Raw genomic sequence first — 15,949 nt, 5'->3', positions numbered from 1 at the left:
GGGGGGCACCGGTGATGCGCGGTGCTCCGGCGGCGGGGGCTGATCGGTCACGGTTCGACCGTATCCGGAGGGGCGGGCGCGGGCGGCGGGGGTATCCGGGGGGGGAGGGGCCCCCTCCCCCCTCCCTCCCCCACCCCCTCCGCCGCCCGCACCGCGTCCCGCTACTCCCCGCTCCCCTCCCCCACCCCCTCCGCCGCCCGCACCGCGTCCCGGTAGGCGCGGGCCGCCGCGCGCAGGGCCGCTTCCGGGTCGACGCCCTCCGCCTCGGCCCGCACCGCCAGGGCGAGCAGGTCGTAGCCGATGCCCTCGCCCCGGGGCAGCGGCACGTCGAGACCCGCGGTGCGCACCCGGGAGGCCAGCTTGGCGGCGAGGGCCAGGCCGGGCTGGCCGAGGGGGATGCCCTCGGTGACCGAGGTGCGCCGCTTCTCCTCGGCCTTGGTGCGCAGCCAGTGCTCCTTGACCTCCTCGGGGGTGGTCGCGGTGGCGTCGCCGAAGACGTGGGGGTGGCGGTGGATGAGTTTGGCGACGATGCCGCCGGCCACGTCGTCCAGGGAGAAGGGCGCCTCGGGGTGCTCCTCGGCTATCCGGGAGTGGAAGACGACCTGGAGGAGGACGTCGCCCAGCTCCTCGCGGAGTTCGTCGCGGTCACCCTCCTCGATCGCCTCGACGAGTTCGTACGCCTCCTCGATGCCGTACTTGGCGAGGCCCTGGTGGGTCTGGAGGGAGGACCACGGGCAGGCGGCGCGGATCCGGTCCATGACCTGGACGAGGTCGAGGACCCGGGCGCCCGGCAGGTCGTAGGAGCCGGGGAGCAGTTCCAGTGCGGGCATGCGGACCCGGCCGCTGCCGGCCAGGCGTGCGAGGCCGTCGGTCAGTGCGGGTTCGCCCTCGCCCGTGGCGACGACCACGACCGTCCGCCCGCCCGCGCAGGCGTCGACGAGTTCCTCGGCGGCCGGGGCCGCCTCCTCGACGGCCAGGCCGGCCTCCCGCAGGTAGGGCAGCTGCGGGTGGGCGCCGTCCGAGCACAGCACCCGGTCGGCCGCGTGCAGGGCCTGCCAGGCGGGCCAGGACAGCAGGCCGGGGGCGACCCGGTGGCTGGTGGTGAGCAGGACGACGCGGCCGGGGTCGGCGGCGTCGGGGCTGGTCGGCGGGGCACTGTTGGCGTTCACGCTTCGAAACTAACGCACTGCGCCGACGGCCCCGTGAAGTTGTCCACAGGGCCGTCGGCGCGGTCGTACGGTCGTACCGCCCTCGTGCTCACCGGGGCGGGCGGGGCCGGTCAGGCGGTCCGGGGTGCTCCGGCGCCGGTGACGTCGCGGAGCCACGGGGTGGTGGCGTCGACGCGGCTGCTCTTCTCCGGGTCCCAGCTGCCGTAGCGCGGGTTGAGGTCGACGTCGAGTTCCTTGCCCGCCTCGGAGAGTGCCTGCCAGAACTCGGGCCTGCTGGTGTCGGTGCCGAGGCTCTCGGCCAGCTTCTGGGCGGTGACCTGGAGGCGGAGGTTGTCGTCGAGGCGCTGCGGCGGGATGCCGTACTGCTGGAGCCAGGCCGCTTCCAGCGCCTCGGCGCCGCCCGCCTGCTCCTGGAGGTCGGACCGCAGCTGCTGGACCTCGCGGTCGCTGACGGTCACCCCGGCGTCCTCGGCGGCGCGCTCCAGCACCCGGTCCAGGACCATGCCGTTCAGTGTGTCCCGGGTCAGGCTGCCGGTGCGGGCGACGGCCTGCTCGTACTGCGCCTCGTCGGGCACGGCGGCACGCTGGGCCTCGCGGATCTGGTCGACCCGCTCCTCCAGCTGCGCGACGGTGATCCGCTGGCCGCCGACGACGGCCGCCGCCCCCGGGTGCGCGTCGTTGCCGCACGCGGTGAGCAGGGGTGCCGCCGCGACGAGCGCGGCGGTGAACAGGAGCGCGGTGCGACGGCGGCGGTGCAAGGAAACCTCCTGAGGAGCTTGTGCGGCGGTGCACAAAGTCTTGCGATGATCGATGGTAGGCATCGGCCAAGCTCTGGCCAACCCATTCGACCAACGATTCACCGGCACTTCCGGCACCGCCGCGCGGCCCGGGAGTCCGGTCCGCCGGGCTGCGGCCGCTATCCGCGCACTTGTCCCAGCCACTCCAGCGTCCGCCGGACCTCGACGGCCGTCGGGTGGCCCGGACCCTGGAGGCGTTCGACGTCGTGGAGCAGCCGCATCAGGGTGCTGTGGGCGGCGGCACGGTCGCCGAGGGCGAGCAGGAGGTGGCCGATGCGGCGGCGGACGTCGTGGGCGAGCTCGGGGTCGCCCGAGACGTACTGGTTCTCGAAGTAGCCGAGCAGTGACCGGTACTCGGCGAGGGCGGCGGCCGGCTCGCCGAGCTGCTCCAGGCACTGGGCGGCCTCGTAGCGGTAGCGCAGCGACTGCGGGTCGGCCTGGCCCGCCTCGGCCGCGCGTTCCTCGGCGAGGAGGCGCAGCTCGGGCAGGGCGCGCCGGTACTGGCCGTCGTCCAGCAGGGTGGCCGCGTACTGCTTGCGCAGGGTGCGGACGACCGGGGACTGCTCGCCGTGCTGCTCGGCGGCGACCGGCAGGATGCCGCCGAGGATGTCGACGGCCTGGGTGATCCGGCCCTCGCCGAGGAGCCGCTTGACCTCGTCCACGGCGACGGCGACGTCCGCCTTCTCCGCGGCGGGCGCCGGGGGCGTGGCGGGGGCGGGCTGCGGCGCGGGGGTGCGCGCCCGGTCGGGCCAGGGGGCGTGGGGGCGCAGGAAGGGCCGGGTGGGGTCGAGCGGCGCCCCGGTGGGGGTCCCGCGGGAGGGCAGCAGCAGGGCCAGGTGTTCGTAGACCTCCTGGGCGGAGTCCGGGCGGTGCTGGGGGTCCTTGGACAGCAGCCGCAGCACCAGCGCTTCCAGGGCCTCGGGGACCTCCGGGCGGATCCTGCGGACGGGGACCGGGGGCTCGTAGAGGTGCCGGTGCAGCACGCCGAGGGCGGTGGAGCCGGCGAAGGGCACGTCGCCGCTGAGCAGTTCGTGCATGAGCACGCCGAGCGCGTAGAGGTCCGTGTAGGGGCCGACGGCGCCGCCCATGGCCTGTTCCGGGGCCATGTAGGCGGGCGAGCCGATGGGTGACCCGGTGTGGGTGAGGCGGGTGGTGTCGCTGTCCATGACGGAGGCGACGCCGAGGTCCAGCACGGTGACCGTGCCGTCCTGCTTGATCATGACGTTGCGCGGCTTGAGGTCGCGGTGGACGATCGGCACGGCGTGCACCGCGCTGAGCACGGCGCACAGCTGCGCGGCCACGGCGACCGTCCACTGCCACGGGTAGGGGGCGTTCTCGGCGAGGTGGTCGCCGAGGTCGGCGCCGTCGACGTACTGCATGACGAGGAAGAGTTCCTCGCCCTCGCTGCCCGCGTCGTGCACCGTGACCAGGCCGGGGTGGTCGACCTGGGCGGTCACCCGGCATTCGCGCACGAAGCGGCGGCGCAGTTCGTCGGCCTCCTGGCCGGCCACCTTGTCCGGGCGCAGCAGCTTCACCGCCACCCGCCGGTCCAGGCGTTTGTCGTAGGCCGTCCAGACCTGTCCCATGCCGCCCTGTCCGATCAGCGTGGACAGTTCGTAGCGGCCGGCGACGACTCGTCCCGCCGTCACGCTCACCTTCCGTTGCCGTGGATCCCGCCGGGGCCGTGGTGGCCCTCGGGACCGTCGTGTCTGCGCAGGTAGTCGCTGAGCTCGTCGAGTTCGGCGCGCACCTGGTCGATGCGCTGGGGCGCGGGGGGCGGCGTCGTCGGCGGCAGGGGGGCGGCCGGTCCCGGGTGCGGGGTCTGGTGCGGGGGCACGGGCGGGACCTGCTGCGGGGGGACGGGGTGCTGCGGAACGGGGGGAGAGGAAACGGCCGTGGTCGCGTACGGCGAGGGCGGCGTGGGCTGCGGGTACCCGTAGGGGGCCGTCCCGTGGCCGAGCGGGCCCGGGTAGGGGTGCGGCCGGCTGTGGTGGCGGATGTCGACGACGAGGTAGTAGGCGGCGGCGCCGATGCCGAGCAGCAGCATCAGGGCCACGGCCATGTCGGTGCGGACGTCCGCCTCGGGGAGCGAGCCGACCACCATCAGCAGGGCGATGGACAGCGGGATGCTGACCCACGCGACGGCCCAGTCCAGGGTGCGGCCCCGCAGCAGCGCCACCCGGAACAGGGGGACGCAGGACAGCAGGCCGCACGAGAGGAATCCGGCGAGGGCGATCAGCACACGCAGGGTGATCACCGTTGCCGCGCTGCGAGGGGGCTGCGGCGCGCCGTGGCCGTACATGACTGCTCCTGAACCGGTGTGGCCGACGAGGACTGGGTGCGAGCGTCGAAGCTCGTTCGAGCCATGAGCGTATAGGCCAGGGGGGACAACTGGTCCCGCGTTGTACCGAACCGTTGTCGACCCGATCACTTCCGTCGCCCTCCCGGACGGGCCTCCCGTGGCGTCCGTGGGGCCGGTTCGGGTGCCGGACCCCGGGATTGCCCCGGGCGCACGGGGGCGCCCCGGGGCCGCCCGGACGGGCGGAGTCCGGGGCGCGCCACGCCCGTTCGGGGTCCACGCCGGTCCGTCCGGTGCCCGGCGTGCCCGGCCGGACACGGTGCGGGGCCGGGCAGAACCGGGCGGGGCCGGGCGGGGGCTCGCTCGGGCGGGCCGGTTGCCGGACCTCGGCACACGGGGCCGGGCGGGCCGGCCGACGCGCTCACCGGCCGGCCGTCCCCGGTCAGCGGCACCGGCCGTCCCGTTCAACGGCCGGCCGTCCCCGGTCAGCCGCCGCACTGCCGCAGCATCATCTCCTTGTCGGCCTTCGTCACCGGCATCTCGTACTTGACGGCGACCTGGGCGAAGCGGACCGCGTACGCGCACCGGACGCCCTTGCTCGGCGGCAGCCAGGACGCCGGGCCGGAGTCCGACTTCGCGGAGTTGGCGCGGCCTTCGACCGGGAGGAGGTTGAGGGCGTCGTTGGCGAGCTGCCGGCGCTTGCTCTCCGGCCAGCGCGAGGCGCCCATCTGCCAGCTGTAGGAGAGCGGCACGACGTGGTCTATCTGGACCTCGGCGGCCTTGGCCTTCTTCCAGGCGATGTCCTTGCCCGTGTACGGGTCGTACAGGTCCATCGAGACGACCACGCAGTCCGAGCCGCTGCGGAACTCGACGTTGCGCCCGTGGAGTTCGAGCAGGTCGTTGCGGGTGTCGCAGCCGTTCCTGGCGAACGGGACGCCGTCGGCCGTGTCCATCCAGGCGTAGCCGAACTCGTCGCGGTCGTAACCGGTCTTCGGTCCGCGGCCCTTGGTGGCCACCTTCTCGATGAGGGCGACGGCCCGGTCACGGTCCGCCTCCTCCTTCACGGGGGCGAGTCCCGGCTCGGTCCCGTCGGGGTTGTCCAGCGGGCTGACGGCCCGGCCGTCGCCCGCGGCGCCGGCCTCGGGTCCCGACGCGGGGGTACCGGCGCTGTCGAGCGCCTCGCAGCCCGTCAGGAGGACGACGGCCGCGCACACCGCCGCCCCGGTCCACCGGGTCGCCGCCGCCCCTCCCCTGCTCCGACGCCTCGCGTACCACGTCACAGTGGCCCCTCCCCTGGTGCTGTCGTGCCCGGCCCGCGCGGGCCGGTGGTGCCGGGATCACCGTAGCGAGTCGGAGGTCCAGACCACATCTGGGCGAAAATGCGCATTCCACGCATGTCACGCGTATGGTCGTAGATGAGTCACCTCGGAAGGAGTTCCTGGATGGGCATCTTCGACAAGTTCAAGAGCAACAAGTCGGCGCAGGAGAAGGCCAAGCAGGCCTCCGACGCCGCGGAACAGAAGATCAACGAGAGGACCGGCGGCAAACACGCCAAGCACGTCGACACCGCTCAGCAACAGGCCGAGCGCCGTCTCGGCATGGAGGGCGACCGTACCGACGAGCCGTAGGTCTCCCGCAGCCATCGGACCGGGACCCACCGGGTGTCCGTCGTGACCGGTACAGCAGGCCGCGACCCGAACAGAAGCCGCCTCACGGCCCGTTGCCGTGGGCGGCTTCCGCATGTCACCGTCGCCGTCGCCCTCGCCGTGGGCGGCCTCGTGCTCCCGGTGTCCCGTCCCGGTCCTTCCCTCAGGACCCCAGCACCGACGTCAGGAACTCGCCGACCCAGCCCAGCAGCTCCCGCCCGACCAGCGGCTTCCCGCCGACCCGGGCCGTCTTCGGGCGGGGCACCAGCACCTGGTGCGCGGCCGGCTTGACGACCGTGCCCGGGTAGAGCCGCTTGAGGCGCAGCTCCTGCGACTCCCGCAACTCCACCGGCGCGAACCGGATGTTGGTGCCCTGCAGCACGACCTCCCCGACCCCGCACGCCCGGGCCAGCATCCGCAGCCCCGCCACCAGCAGCAGGTTCTCCACCGGCTCGGGCACCTTGCCGTACCGGTCGACGAGTTCCTCCCGTACGGCCTTGATGTCCTCCTCGGAGTTGGCGGAGGCGATCGCGCGGTACGCCTGGAGGCGCAGCCGCTCGCCGGGCGCGTAGTCGTGCGGGACGTGTGCGTCGACGGGCAGCTCGATCTTGACCTCGAGCGGCGGCTCCTCCTCGATCTCGCCGGTCTCCAGCTGCCGCCGGTAGTCCGCGACGGCCTCGCCGACCATCCGCACGTACAGGTCGAAGCCGACGCCCGCGATGTGCCCGGACTGCTCACCGCCGAGCAGGTTCCCGGCGCCGCGGATCTCCAGGTCCTTCATCGCCACGTACATGCCCGCGCCCATCTCCGTGTGCTGGGCGATGGTGGCGAGGCGTTCGTGCGCGGTCTCCGTCAGCGGCTTCTCCGGCGGGTACAGGAAGTACGCGTACCCGCGCTCCCGGCCCCGGCCGACCCGGCCGCGCAGCTGGTGCAGCTGGCTGAGGCCGAAGTTGTCGCCGCGCTCCACGATCAGGGTGTTGGCGTTGGAGATGTCGATGCCGGACTCGACGATCGTCGTCGACACCAGCACGTCGAACTTCTTCTCCCAGAAGTCGACGACGACCTGCTCCAGCGCCGCCTCCGACATCTGGCCGTGCGCGGTGGCGATCCGCGCCTCGGGCACGATCTCGCGCAGCCGGGCCGCCGCCCGGTCGATCGACTCGACCCGGTTGTGGATGTAGAAGACCTGCCCCTCGCGCAGCAGTTCGCGGCGGATGGCGGCGCCGATCTGCTTCTGCTCGTACGGGCCGACGAAGGTGAGCACCGGGTGGCGCTCCTCCGGCGGGGTGGTGATCGTCGACATCTCACGGATGCCGGTCACCGCCATCTCCAGGGTGCGGGGGATGGGGGTGGCGGACATCGTCAGCACGTCGACGTTGGCGCGCAGCTTCTTCAGCTGCTCCTTGTGCTCGACACCGAAACGCTGCTCCTCGTCGACGATGACCAGGCCCAGGTCCTTGAACTTGGTCTCCGACGAGAACAGCCGGTGGGTGCCGATGACGACGTCCACGGAACCGTCCCGCAGCCCCTCCAGGACCGCCTTGGCCTCCGTGTCGCTCTGGAAGCGCGACAGGGCCTTCACGACGACCGGGAACTGCGCGTACCGCTCGCTGAAGGTGCCGAAGTGCTGCTGCACCAGCAGCGTGGTGGGCACCAGGACGGCGACCTGCTTGCCGTCCTGCACGGCCTTGAAGGCGGCCCGCACCGCGATCTCGGTCTTGCCGTAGCCGACGTCTCCGCAGATCAGACGGTCCATGGGGACCGTCTTCTCCATGTCCTCCTTGACCTCGGCGATGGTGGTCAGCTGGTCGGGCGTCTCCGCGTAGGGGAAGGCGTCCTCCAGTTCCCGCTGCCAGGGTGTGTCCGGTCCGAAGGGGTGCCCGGGGGCCGCCATGCGCGCGCTGTACAGCTTGATCAGGTCGGCGGCGATCTCCTTGACGGCCTTCTTGGCGCGCGCCTTGGTCTTGGTCCAGTCGGCGCCGCCGAGCCGGTGCAGGGTGGGGGCCTCGCCGCCCACGTACTTGGTGATCTGCTCCAGCTGGTCGGTGGGAATGTACAGGCGGTCGCCGGGCTGGCCGCGCTTGGCGGGCGCGTACTCCACGACCAGGTACTCGCGGGTGGCGCCCTGCACGGTGCGCTGCACCATCTCGATGTAGCGGCCCACGCCGTGCTGCTCGTGCACGATGTAGTCGCCCGCCTCCAGAGTGAGCGGGTCGATGGTCTTGCGGCGCCGGGCCGGCATCCGCGCGCCCTCCCGGCCGGACGCCTTCTGCCCGGTCAGGTCGGTCTCGGTGAGCACGGCCAGCTTCAGCGCCGGGTCGATGAAGCCGTGGTCGACGCAGCCGCAGGAGACGTGCACGACGGACGGGGCGATCTCGCCGAGGTCGGCCTCCAGGCGGGCCGCGATGCCCTCACCGCCCAGCACCTCCACCGTGCGGGACGCCGGGCCGTGCCCCTCGGTGAGATACACCGTGCGCCAGCCGTCGGCCAGCCAGCCCTTGGTGTCGGCGAGCGCCCGCGCGGTGTCGCCGCGGTAGCTCTCGGGGGCGTGCATGCCGAGCTTCAGCGTGGTCTCGTCGACTTCCTCGTCGGCGGCGAACGGCGACACCGACCACCACATCACGCCCAGCTCGCGCGCCCGCTCCCGCACGTCCGCGAGCGGCCACAGGGAGGCGGCGCCGACGTCGATGGGTGCCTCGCCCCCGCCCGCCGTGGCGGCCCAGGACGCCTGCAGGAACTCCTGCGACGTGGCCACCAGGTCCGCGGCGCGGGTGCGGACCCGCTCCGGGTCGCACACGACGGCCATGGCGCCCTCGGGCAGCACGTCCAGCAGCAGCTCCATGTCGTCGACGAGGACGGGCGCCAGGGACTCCATGCCCTCCACGGCGATGCCCTCGGCGATCCTGCCGAGCAGGTCCCCCAGCTCGGGGTGCTCCTCGGCGAGCGCCCGGGCGCGCTCGCGCACCTCGTCGGTGAGCAGCAGCTCGCGGCAGGGCGGGGCCCACAGGCCGTGCTCGGCGATCTCCAGGGACCGCTGGTCGGCGACCTTGAAGTAGCGGATCTCCTCGACGTCGTCGCCCCAGAACTCGACCCGCAGGGGGTGTTCCTCGGTGGGCGGGAACACGTCCAGGATGCCGCCGCGCACGGCGAACTCCCCGCGCTTCTCCACCAGTTCCACGCGCGCGTACGCGGCGGCGGCGAGCGCCTGGACGACCTGCTCCAGGTCGGCGCTCTGCCCGGTGCTCAGCGCCACCGGCTCCAGGTCCCCGAGCCCCTTGACCTGCGGCTGGAGCACGGAACGCACCGGCGCCACGACGACGGAGACGGGACCGGTCTCCGGGTCGTCGGCGCGGGGATGGGCGAGGCGGCGCAGCACGGCCAGGCGGCGGCCGACGGTGTCGCTGCGCGGGCTGAGCCGCTCGTGCGGCAGCGTCTCCCAGGACGGGTACTCCACGACCCCCTCGGGCGGCAGCAGCGACCGCAGGGCCGCCGCCAGGTCCTCGGCCTCCCGGCCGGTCGCCGTGACCGCCAGGACCGGCCGGCCGGCGTCGCGGGCCAGGGCGGCGACCGCGAAGGGGCGGGCTGCGGGGGGCCCGACCAGGTCGACGTGCATGCGGTTGCCGTCGGTGGCCGCCGCGATCGCTTCCGCGAGGGCGGCGTCCTTGACGACGGCGTCGAGCAGACCGTGCAGGCTCATGCGGGGCGGGATCCCTCCGGGGGTGTGCAACACGACGGGCCCGACACGCGCTGCGGGCCGGGGGTGTCCAGCGTACGACGCCGGGCCCGCTCGTGCGGCGGGCTGTGGACGGCACGGGTACCCGTCAGGGCGCCCGCGATGCCGTGTGACCTGGACCGCCGCCCACGGGCCGGGCGCCGGGACCGGTCCCGGTACCCGCGGGGGCGGCCACCGCGAGGCGGCCCGGCTCCCGCCGGGGCGGAGGCACCGACGGGGCTTCGACGTCCGCGGGGACATCGCCGGGGGTGCGTCGGGGGCCTCTACGGTGCGGGGCGCTCAAGCCGGGGTGCCGAGGGCCGGGGGGCCGGGGGGCCGGGGGGCCGCGAGGTTCGCGGAGCGCGGGCCGCTCGGGCCGGGTGCCGGGGACGGGGGACCGAGGCCGCGCGGGCCGGGGGCCGAGGGCGCGGAGCCGGCGGGCCGGGGGTGCGAAGCCGACGGTCGGCGGCCGGGCGCGCGGGGCGTCGGCCGCCCGCGCCGGTGACCGTCGGCCGGCGCGCGCGGCCGCTCCGCCCCGCCGCACGCGTCCGGCGCACACGTCCGGCGCACGCGTCCGGCGCCGGGGTCCCGTGGGACGCCCGGCGCCGGATGTTCCCCCGCACCCCCCGTGTGCGGTGGTCGCGCGCTGCTCGTGCCGTGCCCGTGCCCGTGCCGTACGGCGCGGGGCTGCCGACCGGTCCGGTTCCAGTACCGGAGCCGGTGCCTGTACCGGAACCGGCCGGCGCCCTCGGCCCTAGTCGGTGGCGATGGCGTTCAGGACGTTCATCCGGCCCGCCCGGAAGGCCGGGACCAGGGCGGCGAACAGGCCCACGAAGGCCGATCCGACGAAGACCCCGATGATCGTCGGCCACGGGACGTCCAGGACCTTCAGCCCCTCCAGCGCGAGGAGCTGCTGGGCGGTGGCCCCCCAGCCCAGGCCCAGCCCGAGGCCCAGCAGGGCGCCGAAGAGGGCGATGACGACCGACTCCATCCGGATCATGCGGCGCAGCTGCCGGCGCGAGAGGCCGATGGCCCGCATCAGGCCGATCTCCCGGGTCCGCTCGACGACCGACAGGGCGAGGGTGTTCACCACCCCGAGGACCGCGACGACGATCGCCAGGCCCAGCAGGCCGTAGATCATGTTGAGCAGCTGGCCGATCTGGTCCTTCAGGGCCTCCTTGTAGTCGGTCTGGTCGCGCACGTCGTACTGCGGGAACGGGTCGAGGGACTTCTTGAGCGCGGCGTACGCGGCGTCCTTCTGGCCGTCCTCGGCCGCGGCGAACATGATCTGGTTCAGCGGCATCCGGTCGGCCGGGACGTACCGGGACATCGTCTCGATCGACGTGTACATCGCACCGGCGTCGACGACGCTCTCGCTGCTGGTGATGGCGCGGACCGTCAGGTCACCGGCCGTGCCGTCCCGGAACGCGACCTTCACCTTCGAGCCGATCGTGATGCCGTGATCCTTCGCGAAGTCCTCGTGGACGGACATCGCGCCGGGCAGGTAGGCGTCCGACAGCTTGCCGGCGACGGTCTCGACCCGCAGGTCGGTCGCGTACGTCGGGTCGGCGGCCGTGATCGAGGAGTCCTTGGTGGTCTTCCCGTCGGGCGTGGTGAAGTCCGCGTCGGTCCACCGGTACTCGGTGACGTGGTCCAGGCCCGGGGTGGCCTTCACGGCGGCGACGACCTCCGGGGTGAGGAGCACCCCCTGGTCGTTGCCGATGATGAAGTCCGTGCCGACCGTCTTGTCGAGTTCCTCGGTGGCCGAGGCGACCATGGAGGAGCCGACCACGGACAGGCAGGCGACCAGGGCGAGACCGATCATCAGGGCGGCGCCGGTCGCGCCGGTGCGGCGCGGGTTGCGCAGCGCGTTGCGCTCCGCCATCCGGCCGACGGGGCCGAAGGCCCGCAGCAGGACCGCGCCGAGCACCCGGACCACGCCCCCGGCGAGGAGCGGGCCGACGGCGATGAAGCCGACCAGCGACAGCACCACGCCGAGTCCCAGCCACAGCGAGCCCTCGGTGGCCTTGTCGGCGGAGCCCGCCAGGTAGAGGAAGAGCGCGCCGCCGCCGGTCAGGACCGTGCCGACGATGCCGCGCACCCGGCCGGCCCGGGCGTCGGCGGGGGCGCCCGCGTCGCGCAGGGCGGCCATCGGGGAGATCCGGCCGGCCCGGCGGGCGGGCAGGTAGGCGGCGAGGACGGTGACGACGACGCCGAGGAACAGGCCGATCGCGGGGGTGGTCCAGGCGACGGTGAGGTCCCTGGTGGACAACTCCATGCCGATGGAGCCCATGAGCTTCATCAGTCCGACCGCCAGCCCGATGCCCGCGGCCACGCCCAGCACCGAGCCGACCAGGCCGAGGAGGAGTGCCTCCACGAGGACCGAGCGGTTGACCTGCTTGCGGGAGGACCCGATGGCCCGCATCAGGCCGATCTCCCGGGTGCGCTGGGCGACCAGCATGGAGAAGGTGTTGATGATCAGGAAGATGCCGACGAGGAAGGCGATGCCGGCGAAGCCGAGCATGGCGTACTTCATGACGCTCATGAAGCCCTCGACGTCCTTCTGGTTCTCCTCCGCGGTCTCCGCGGCGGTCTGCACCTTGTAGCCGGTGCCGAGCTCGGCCCGCACGTTCTTCTTGAGCTGCTCGTGGCTGACGCCGTCGGCGGCGGTGACCTGGACGTTGGTGTAGACGCCGCCCTTGCCGACCAGCGCCTGCTGGGCGGTCTTCGTGTCCAGGAAGAAGATCGCCGCGCCGGGGTTGGTGACGGTGAAGTCGGCGATGCCGGAGATCTCGGCGCGGTGGGTGCCGACGGCGCTCATCACGCCGATCTCGTCACCCAGCTCCAGGCCGTGCTTGTCGGCGGTGTCGGAGTCCACCATGATCTGGTCCGGGCCCTCGGGCGCCGCGCCGGAGGTGATCTCCATGGTGCGGGCGTCGTTGGAGTTCCAGGACCCGACGATGGTGGGCCCGCCGTTGGTCGGGGACAGGTCGTCGCGGTCGGCGTCGACGACGGTCACCGAGGTGGAGAACACGGTGCCCTCCGCCACCCGCACGCCGTCCGCCTCGCGCACCTTCTCCAGGACGGAGGCCGGCATCACCGGCGGCTTGCCGTTGCGGGAGGTGGTCTCCCCGGTGTCCGAGGCGTCCTTCCCGCTCACCGTGACGTCCGCCGAGGTGGCCGCGAACAGCTTGTCGAAGGTGGTGGACATGGTGTCCGTGAACACCAGGGTGCCGCAGACGAACGCCACCGACAGCAGCACCGCCACCGCCGACAGGGCCATCCGCCCCTTGTGCGCGAAGAAGTTGCGCATCGAGGTCTTCAGGACGGTCATGACGTGCGCCCCCGGGCGTCGAAGTCCTTCATGCGGTCCAGGACCTGCTCGGCGGTCGGCTGGTGCATCTCGTCGACGATGCGGCCGTCCGCCAGGTACAGCACGCGGTCCGCGTAGGAGGCGGCGACCGGGTCGTGGGTGACCATCACGATGGTCTGGCCCAGCTCGTCCACCGAGCGGCGCAGGAAGCCGAGGACCTCGGCGCCCGCCCGGGAGTCGAGGTTCCCGGTCGGCTCGTCACCGAAGATGATCTCCGGCCGGGCCGCCAGCGCCCGCGCCACGGCGACGCGCTGCTGCTGCCCGCCCGACAGCTGCGTCGGCCGGTGCTTCAGCCGCTCCGCGAGCCCGACGGTCTCCACCACCCGGTCCAGCCACGCCTTGTCGGGCTTGCGGCCGGCGATGTCCATGGGCAGCGTGATGTTCTCCAGCGCGTTCAGCGTGGGCAGCAGGTTGAACGCCTGGAAGATGAAACCGACGCGGTCGCGGCGCAGCCGCGTCAGCTTCTTGTCCTTCAGGCCGGTGATCTCGGTCTCGTCCAGATGGATCTGACCGCTGGTGACGGTGTCGAGCCCGGCGAGGCAGTGCATCAGCGTGGACTTGCCGGACCCCGAGGGGCCCATGATCGCGGTGAACCGCCCGCGCTCGATGTCCACGTCGACGTGGTCGAGCGCGACGACCCGGGTCTCACCCGACCCGTACGCCCTCACGACCTGCCGCGCCCGCGCGGCAACGGCCGTACGCCCGCCAGTGCCCCCGTGCCTGGGAATGGTCACAGCCGATGTCACGGTACGTCTCCTATGTCGGTCATCAGATGGATGCGGCGGTGCCGCCGGCGCCGTCCTGATCGGGACGGCCGTCGTGTCCCGCGCGTGGTGCGGTCTCGCGTGGTGCGGTCTCGCGTGGTGCGACGTGCTTCAGTCTGTCGGCGGGAGGGGGCCGGGCGCCCTGGTGTTCAGCGCAGTCTTCTGCTGAGGAAAACCCCACCCCCGGCCCTGGGCCCAGCCGCCCCCCAGCGGCGTAAAGCCAGGTTAAGGACGCACCCCGGCCCGGTACGTCCTCCGACGGAACGACCCCTCCCCGAGCCGATGTACGGAGGGACCCCTAAGGGCTCTCCCCCCACGGGCGGAGACGGTCTCGGGGTCGCCGCCGCCCACGGGCCCCCCAGACTGCACCCTCCCGCTGCGTCAGGGTCAATGCGAAGCTGTCCCACGACAGGTAGATGCAAGGGGCACAGAAACCGGACGGGACGGCGAACGGACCGGAAAGGACACCACCGGGACATGCGGGACGGCCACGGAGCACCAGGAGCGGACCCGGCGGTGGACGACACCGGCCCCGTGGCCGGCGGCACCGCGCGCACCGCGCGCACGGCCGCGACCGGCCGGCGCGGGACCGTCGTCGCCGCCCTCATGCTGGCCATGGCCCTGTCGGCCCTCGACTCGACGATCGTCTCCACCGCCGTCCCCCAGATCGTCGGCGACCTCGGCGGCTTCTCCTACTTCTCCTGGCTCTTCTCCGGCTACCTGCTCGCCGTCACCGTCACGCTCCCCGTCCACGGCAGGCTCTCCGACACCTTCGGCCGCAAACCCGTGCTCGTGGCGGGCGCGGCGGTGTTCCTCCTCGGCTCCCTGCTGTGCGCGCTGGCCTGGAACATGGCGGCCCTGGTCGCGTTCCGCATCGTGCAGGGCCTGGGCGGCGGCGCCCTCCAGGCCACCGTGCAGACCCTCGCCGCCGACCTCTACCCGCTGGAGCAGCGCCCCAGGATCCAGGCCCGGCTGTCCACCGTGTGGGCCGTGTCCTCGGTCGCCGGGCCCGGCCTGGGCGGCCTCCTCGCCACCTACGCCGACTGGCGCTGGATCTTCCTCGTCAACCTGCCCATCGGCGCCCTCGCCCTGTGGCTGATCGTCCGTCACCTGCACGAGATCCGCCCCGCCGTGCCGTCCCGGCCGCGCGTCGACTGGGCGGGCGCCCTCACCGTGTTCGCCTGCGGCGGCGCCCTGCTCACCGCGCTCGTGCAGGGCGGGGTCGCCTGGGACTGGCTGTCCACGCCCTCCCTCGCCCTGTTCGGCACGGGACTCGCCCTGGTGGCGGTCCTGGTCGTCGTGGAACGCCGGGCGGCCGAGCCCGTCCTCCCCGGCTGGGTGTGGCGGCGCCGCACCATCGCGGCCGTCAACCTCGCCCTCGGCGCCCTCGGCCTGCTGATGATCGCACCGGCCGTGTTCCTGCCCACCTACGCCCAGACCGTCCTCGGACTGGCCCCCGTGGCCGCCGGGTTCGTGCTGTCCGTGTGGACCCTGACCTGGCCCGTGTCCGCCGCCCTCAGCCAGCACGTCTACCGCCGGATCGGCTTCCGCGACACCGCCCTGCTCGGCATCGGCGTGGCCGCCCTCACCCTCGCCGCGTTCCCGCTCCTGCCGTATCCGGGCCACGCCTGGCAGCCGATGCTGCTGATGACGGTGCTCGGCGCGGCCCTCGGCCTGTTCCAGCTCCCGCTGGTGGTGGGCGTCCAGTCGTCGGTGCGGTGGGAGGAACGCGGCACGGCCACGGCGTCGGTGCTGTTCTGCCGCCAGACCGGCCAGACGGTGGGCGCGGCCCTGTTCGGCGCCGTCGCCAACGGCGTCCTGGCCGCCCGGCTCGGCGGCTCGGGCGGCCTGGACGCGGTGACCGGCTCCCTCGGCGACGGCGCCGTCCCCGAGGCGACCCGGCGGGCCGTCGCGGACGCCGTCGAGGCCGTCTACCTGGGCGCGGCCGGTGCGGCGGCCCTCGCGTTCCTGGTGCTGCTGGTCCTGGCCCCGCGGACCTTCCCGGTACTCCGGGACTGAGGCCGCGGCGCGGGCGGCGCGGCGGCCCCGGCCCTCCTGGTACCGCGAGGGACCTCGCGGGTGCTCCGGGACCGAGGCCGCGGTGCGGACGCGGCGGCCCCGGCCCTCCTGGTACTGCGTGCGGGCGACCTCGCGGGGGCTCCGAGACCGAGCCTGCGTAGGCTGCGCGC

Annotated in this window: 10 protein-coding genes; 2 read left to right on the top strand and 8 right to left on the bottom strand. The window is 73.6% G+C overall.

Annotated features, from left to right (window positions below):
* Nucleotides 1-161: 161 nt before the first annotated feature.
* The 5 genes from AC02VZ_RS07225 to AC02VZ_RS07205 all read right to left on the bottom strand — a co-directional run bounded on the left by AC02VZ_RS07225 (nt 162) and on the right by AC02VZ_RS07205 (nt 5,479).
* Nucleotides 162-1,169 carry a nucleoside triphosphate pyrophosphohydrolase gene (locus AC02VZ_RS07225; protein WP_476474869.1) on the bottom strand — a complete coding sequence of 336 codons (1,008 nt, stop codon included), beginning with the start codon at nt 1,167-1,169 and terminating at the stop codon, nt 162-164.
* Nucleotides 1,170-1,279: 110 nt separating this feature from the next.
* Entirely contained in the window at nt 1,280-1,927 is a 648-nt protein-coding gene (locus AC02VZ_RS07220) for a SurA N-terminal domain-containing protein (RefSeq protein WP_476474868.1), read from the bottom strand.
* Between the two features lie 158 nt (nt 1,928-2,085).
* Nucleotides 2,086-3,579: a protein kinase domain-containing protein gene (locus AC02VZ_RS07215; RefSeq protein ID WP_432057486.1), complete on the bottom strand. Its 1,494-nt coding sequence runs from the start codon at nt 3,577-3,579 to the stop codon at nt 2,086-2,088.
* Nucleotides 3,580-3,617: 38 nt separating this feature from the next.
* Nucleotides 3,618-4,268 carry a hypothetical protein gene (locus AC02VZ_RS07210; RefSeq protein WP_432057481.1) on the bottom strand — a complete coding sequence of 217 codons (651 nt, stop codon included), beginning with the start codon at nt 4,266-4,268 and terminating at the stop codon, nt 3,618-3,620.
* Between the two features lie 482 nt (nt 4,269-4,750).
* Nucleotides 4,751-5,479 carry an HNH endonuclease family protein gene (locus tag AC02VZ_RS07205; protein WP_432057485.1) on the bottom strand — a complete coding sequence of 243 codons (729 nt, stop codon included), beginning with the start codon at nt 5,477-5,479 and terminating at the stop codon, nt 4,751-4,753.
* A gap of 228 nt (nt 5,480-5,707) precedes the next feature.
* On the opposite strand from AC02VZ_RS07205, the gene AC02VZ_RS07200 reads away from it, so the two are divergent.
* Nucleotides 5,708-5,893: an antitoxin gene (locus AC02VZ_RS07200; RefSeq protein WP_432057480.1), complete on the top strand. Its 186-nt coding sequence runs from the start codon at nt 5,708-5,710 to the stop codon at nt 5,891-5,893.
* Between the two features lie 181 nt (nt 5,894-6,074).
* Here the strand turns inward: AC02VZ_RS07200 and mfd are convergent, their stop codons facing one another.
* The 3 genes from mfd to AC02VZ_RS07185 all read right to left on the bottom strand — a co-directional run bounded on the left by mfd (nt 6,075) and on the right by AC02VZ_RS07185 (nt 13,742).
* Nucleotides 6,075-9,608, bottom strand: coding sequence for a transcription-repair coupling factor (gene mfd / locus AC02VZ_RS07195; protein ID WP_432057479.1), 3,534 nt, complete (start codon nt 9,606-9,608; stop codon nt 6,075-6,077).
* A 769-nt stretch (nt 9,609-10,377) separates the two neighbouring features.
* The gene (locus AC02VZ_RS07190; protein ID WP_476474867.1) at nt 10,378-12,957 is read right to left on the bottom strand and encodes an ABC transporter permease; all 2,580 of its coding nucleotides are present in this window, start codon (nt 12,955-12,957) and stop codon (nt 10,378-10,380) included.
* Nucleotides 12,954-13,742 carry an ABC transporter ATP-binding protein gene (locus AC02VZ_RS07185; RefSeq protein WP_476474866.1) on the bottom strand — a complete coding sequence of 263 codons (789 nt, stop codon included), beginning with the start codon at nt 13,740-13,742 and terminating at the stop codon, nt 12,954-12,956. The genes AC02VZ_RS07190 and AC02VZ_RS07185 overlap by 4 nt, the downstream gene beginning before the upstream one ends.
* 495 nt (nt 13,743-14,237) lie before the next feature.
* Here AC02VZ_RS07185 and AC02VZ_RS07180 point away from each other — a divergent pair, with 495 nt between their 5' ends.
* Complete coding sequence (locus AC02VZ_RS07180) at nt 14,238-15,779, top strand: MDR family MFS transporter (RefSeq protein ID WP_476474865.1); 1,542 nt, start codon at nt 14,238-14,240, stop codon at nt 15,777-15,779.
* The last annotated feature ends 170 nt before the right edge of the window (nt 15,780-15,949 follow it).

The organism is Streptomyces sp. 3-6, from assembly GCF_056323165.1.
This window is presented reverse-complemented; position numbering and strand designations above follow the sequence as displayed.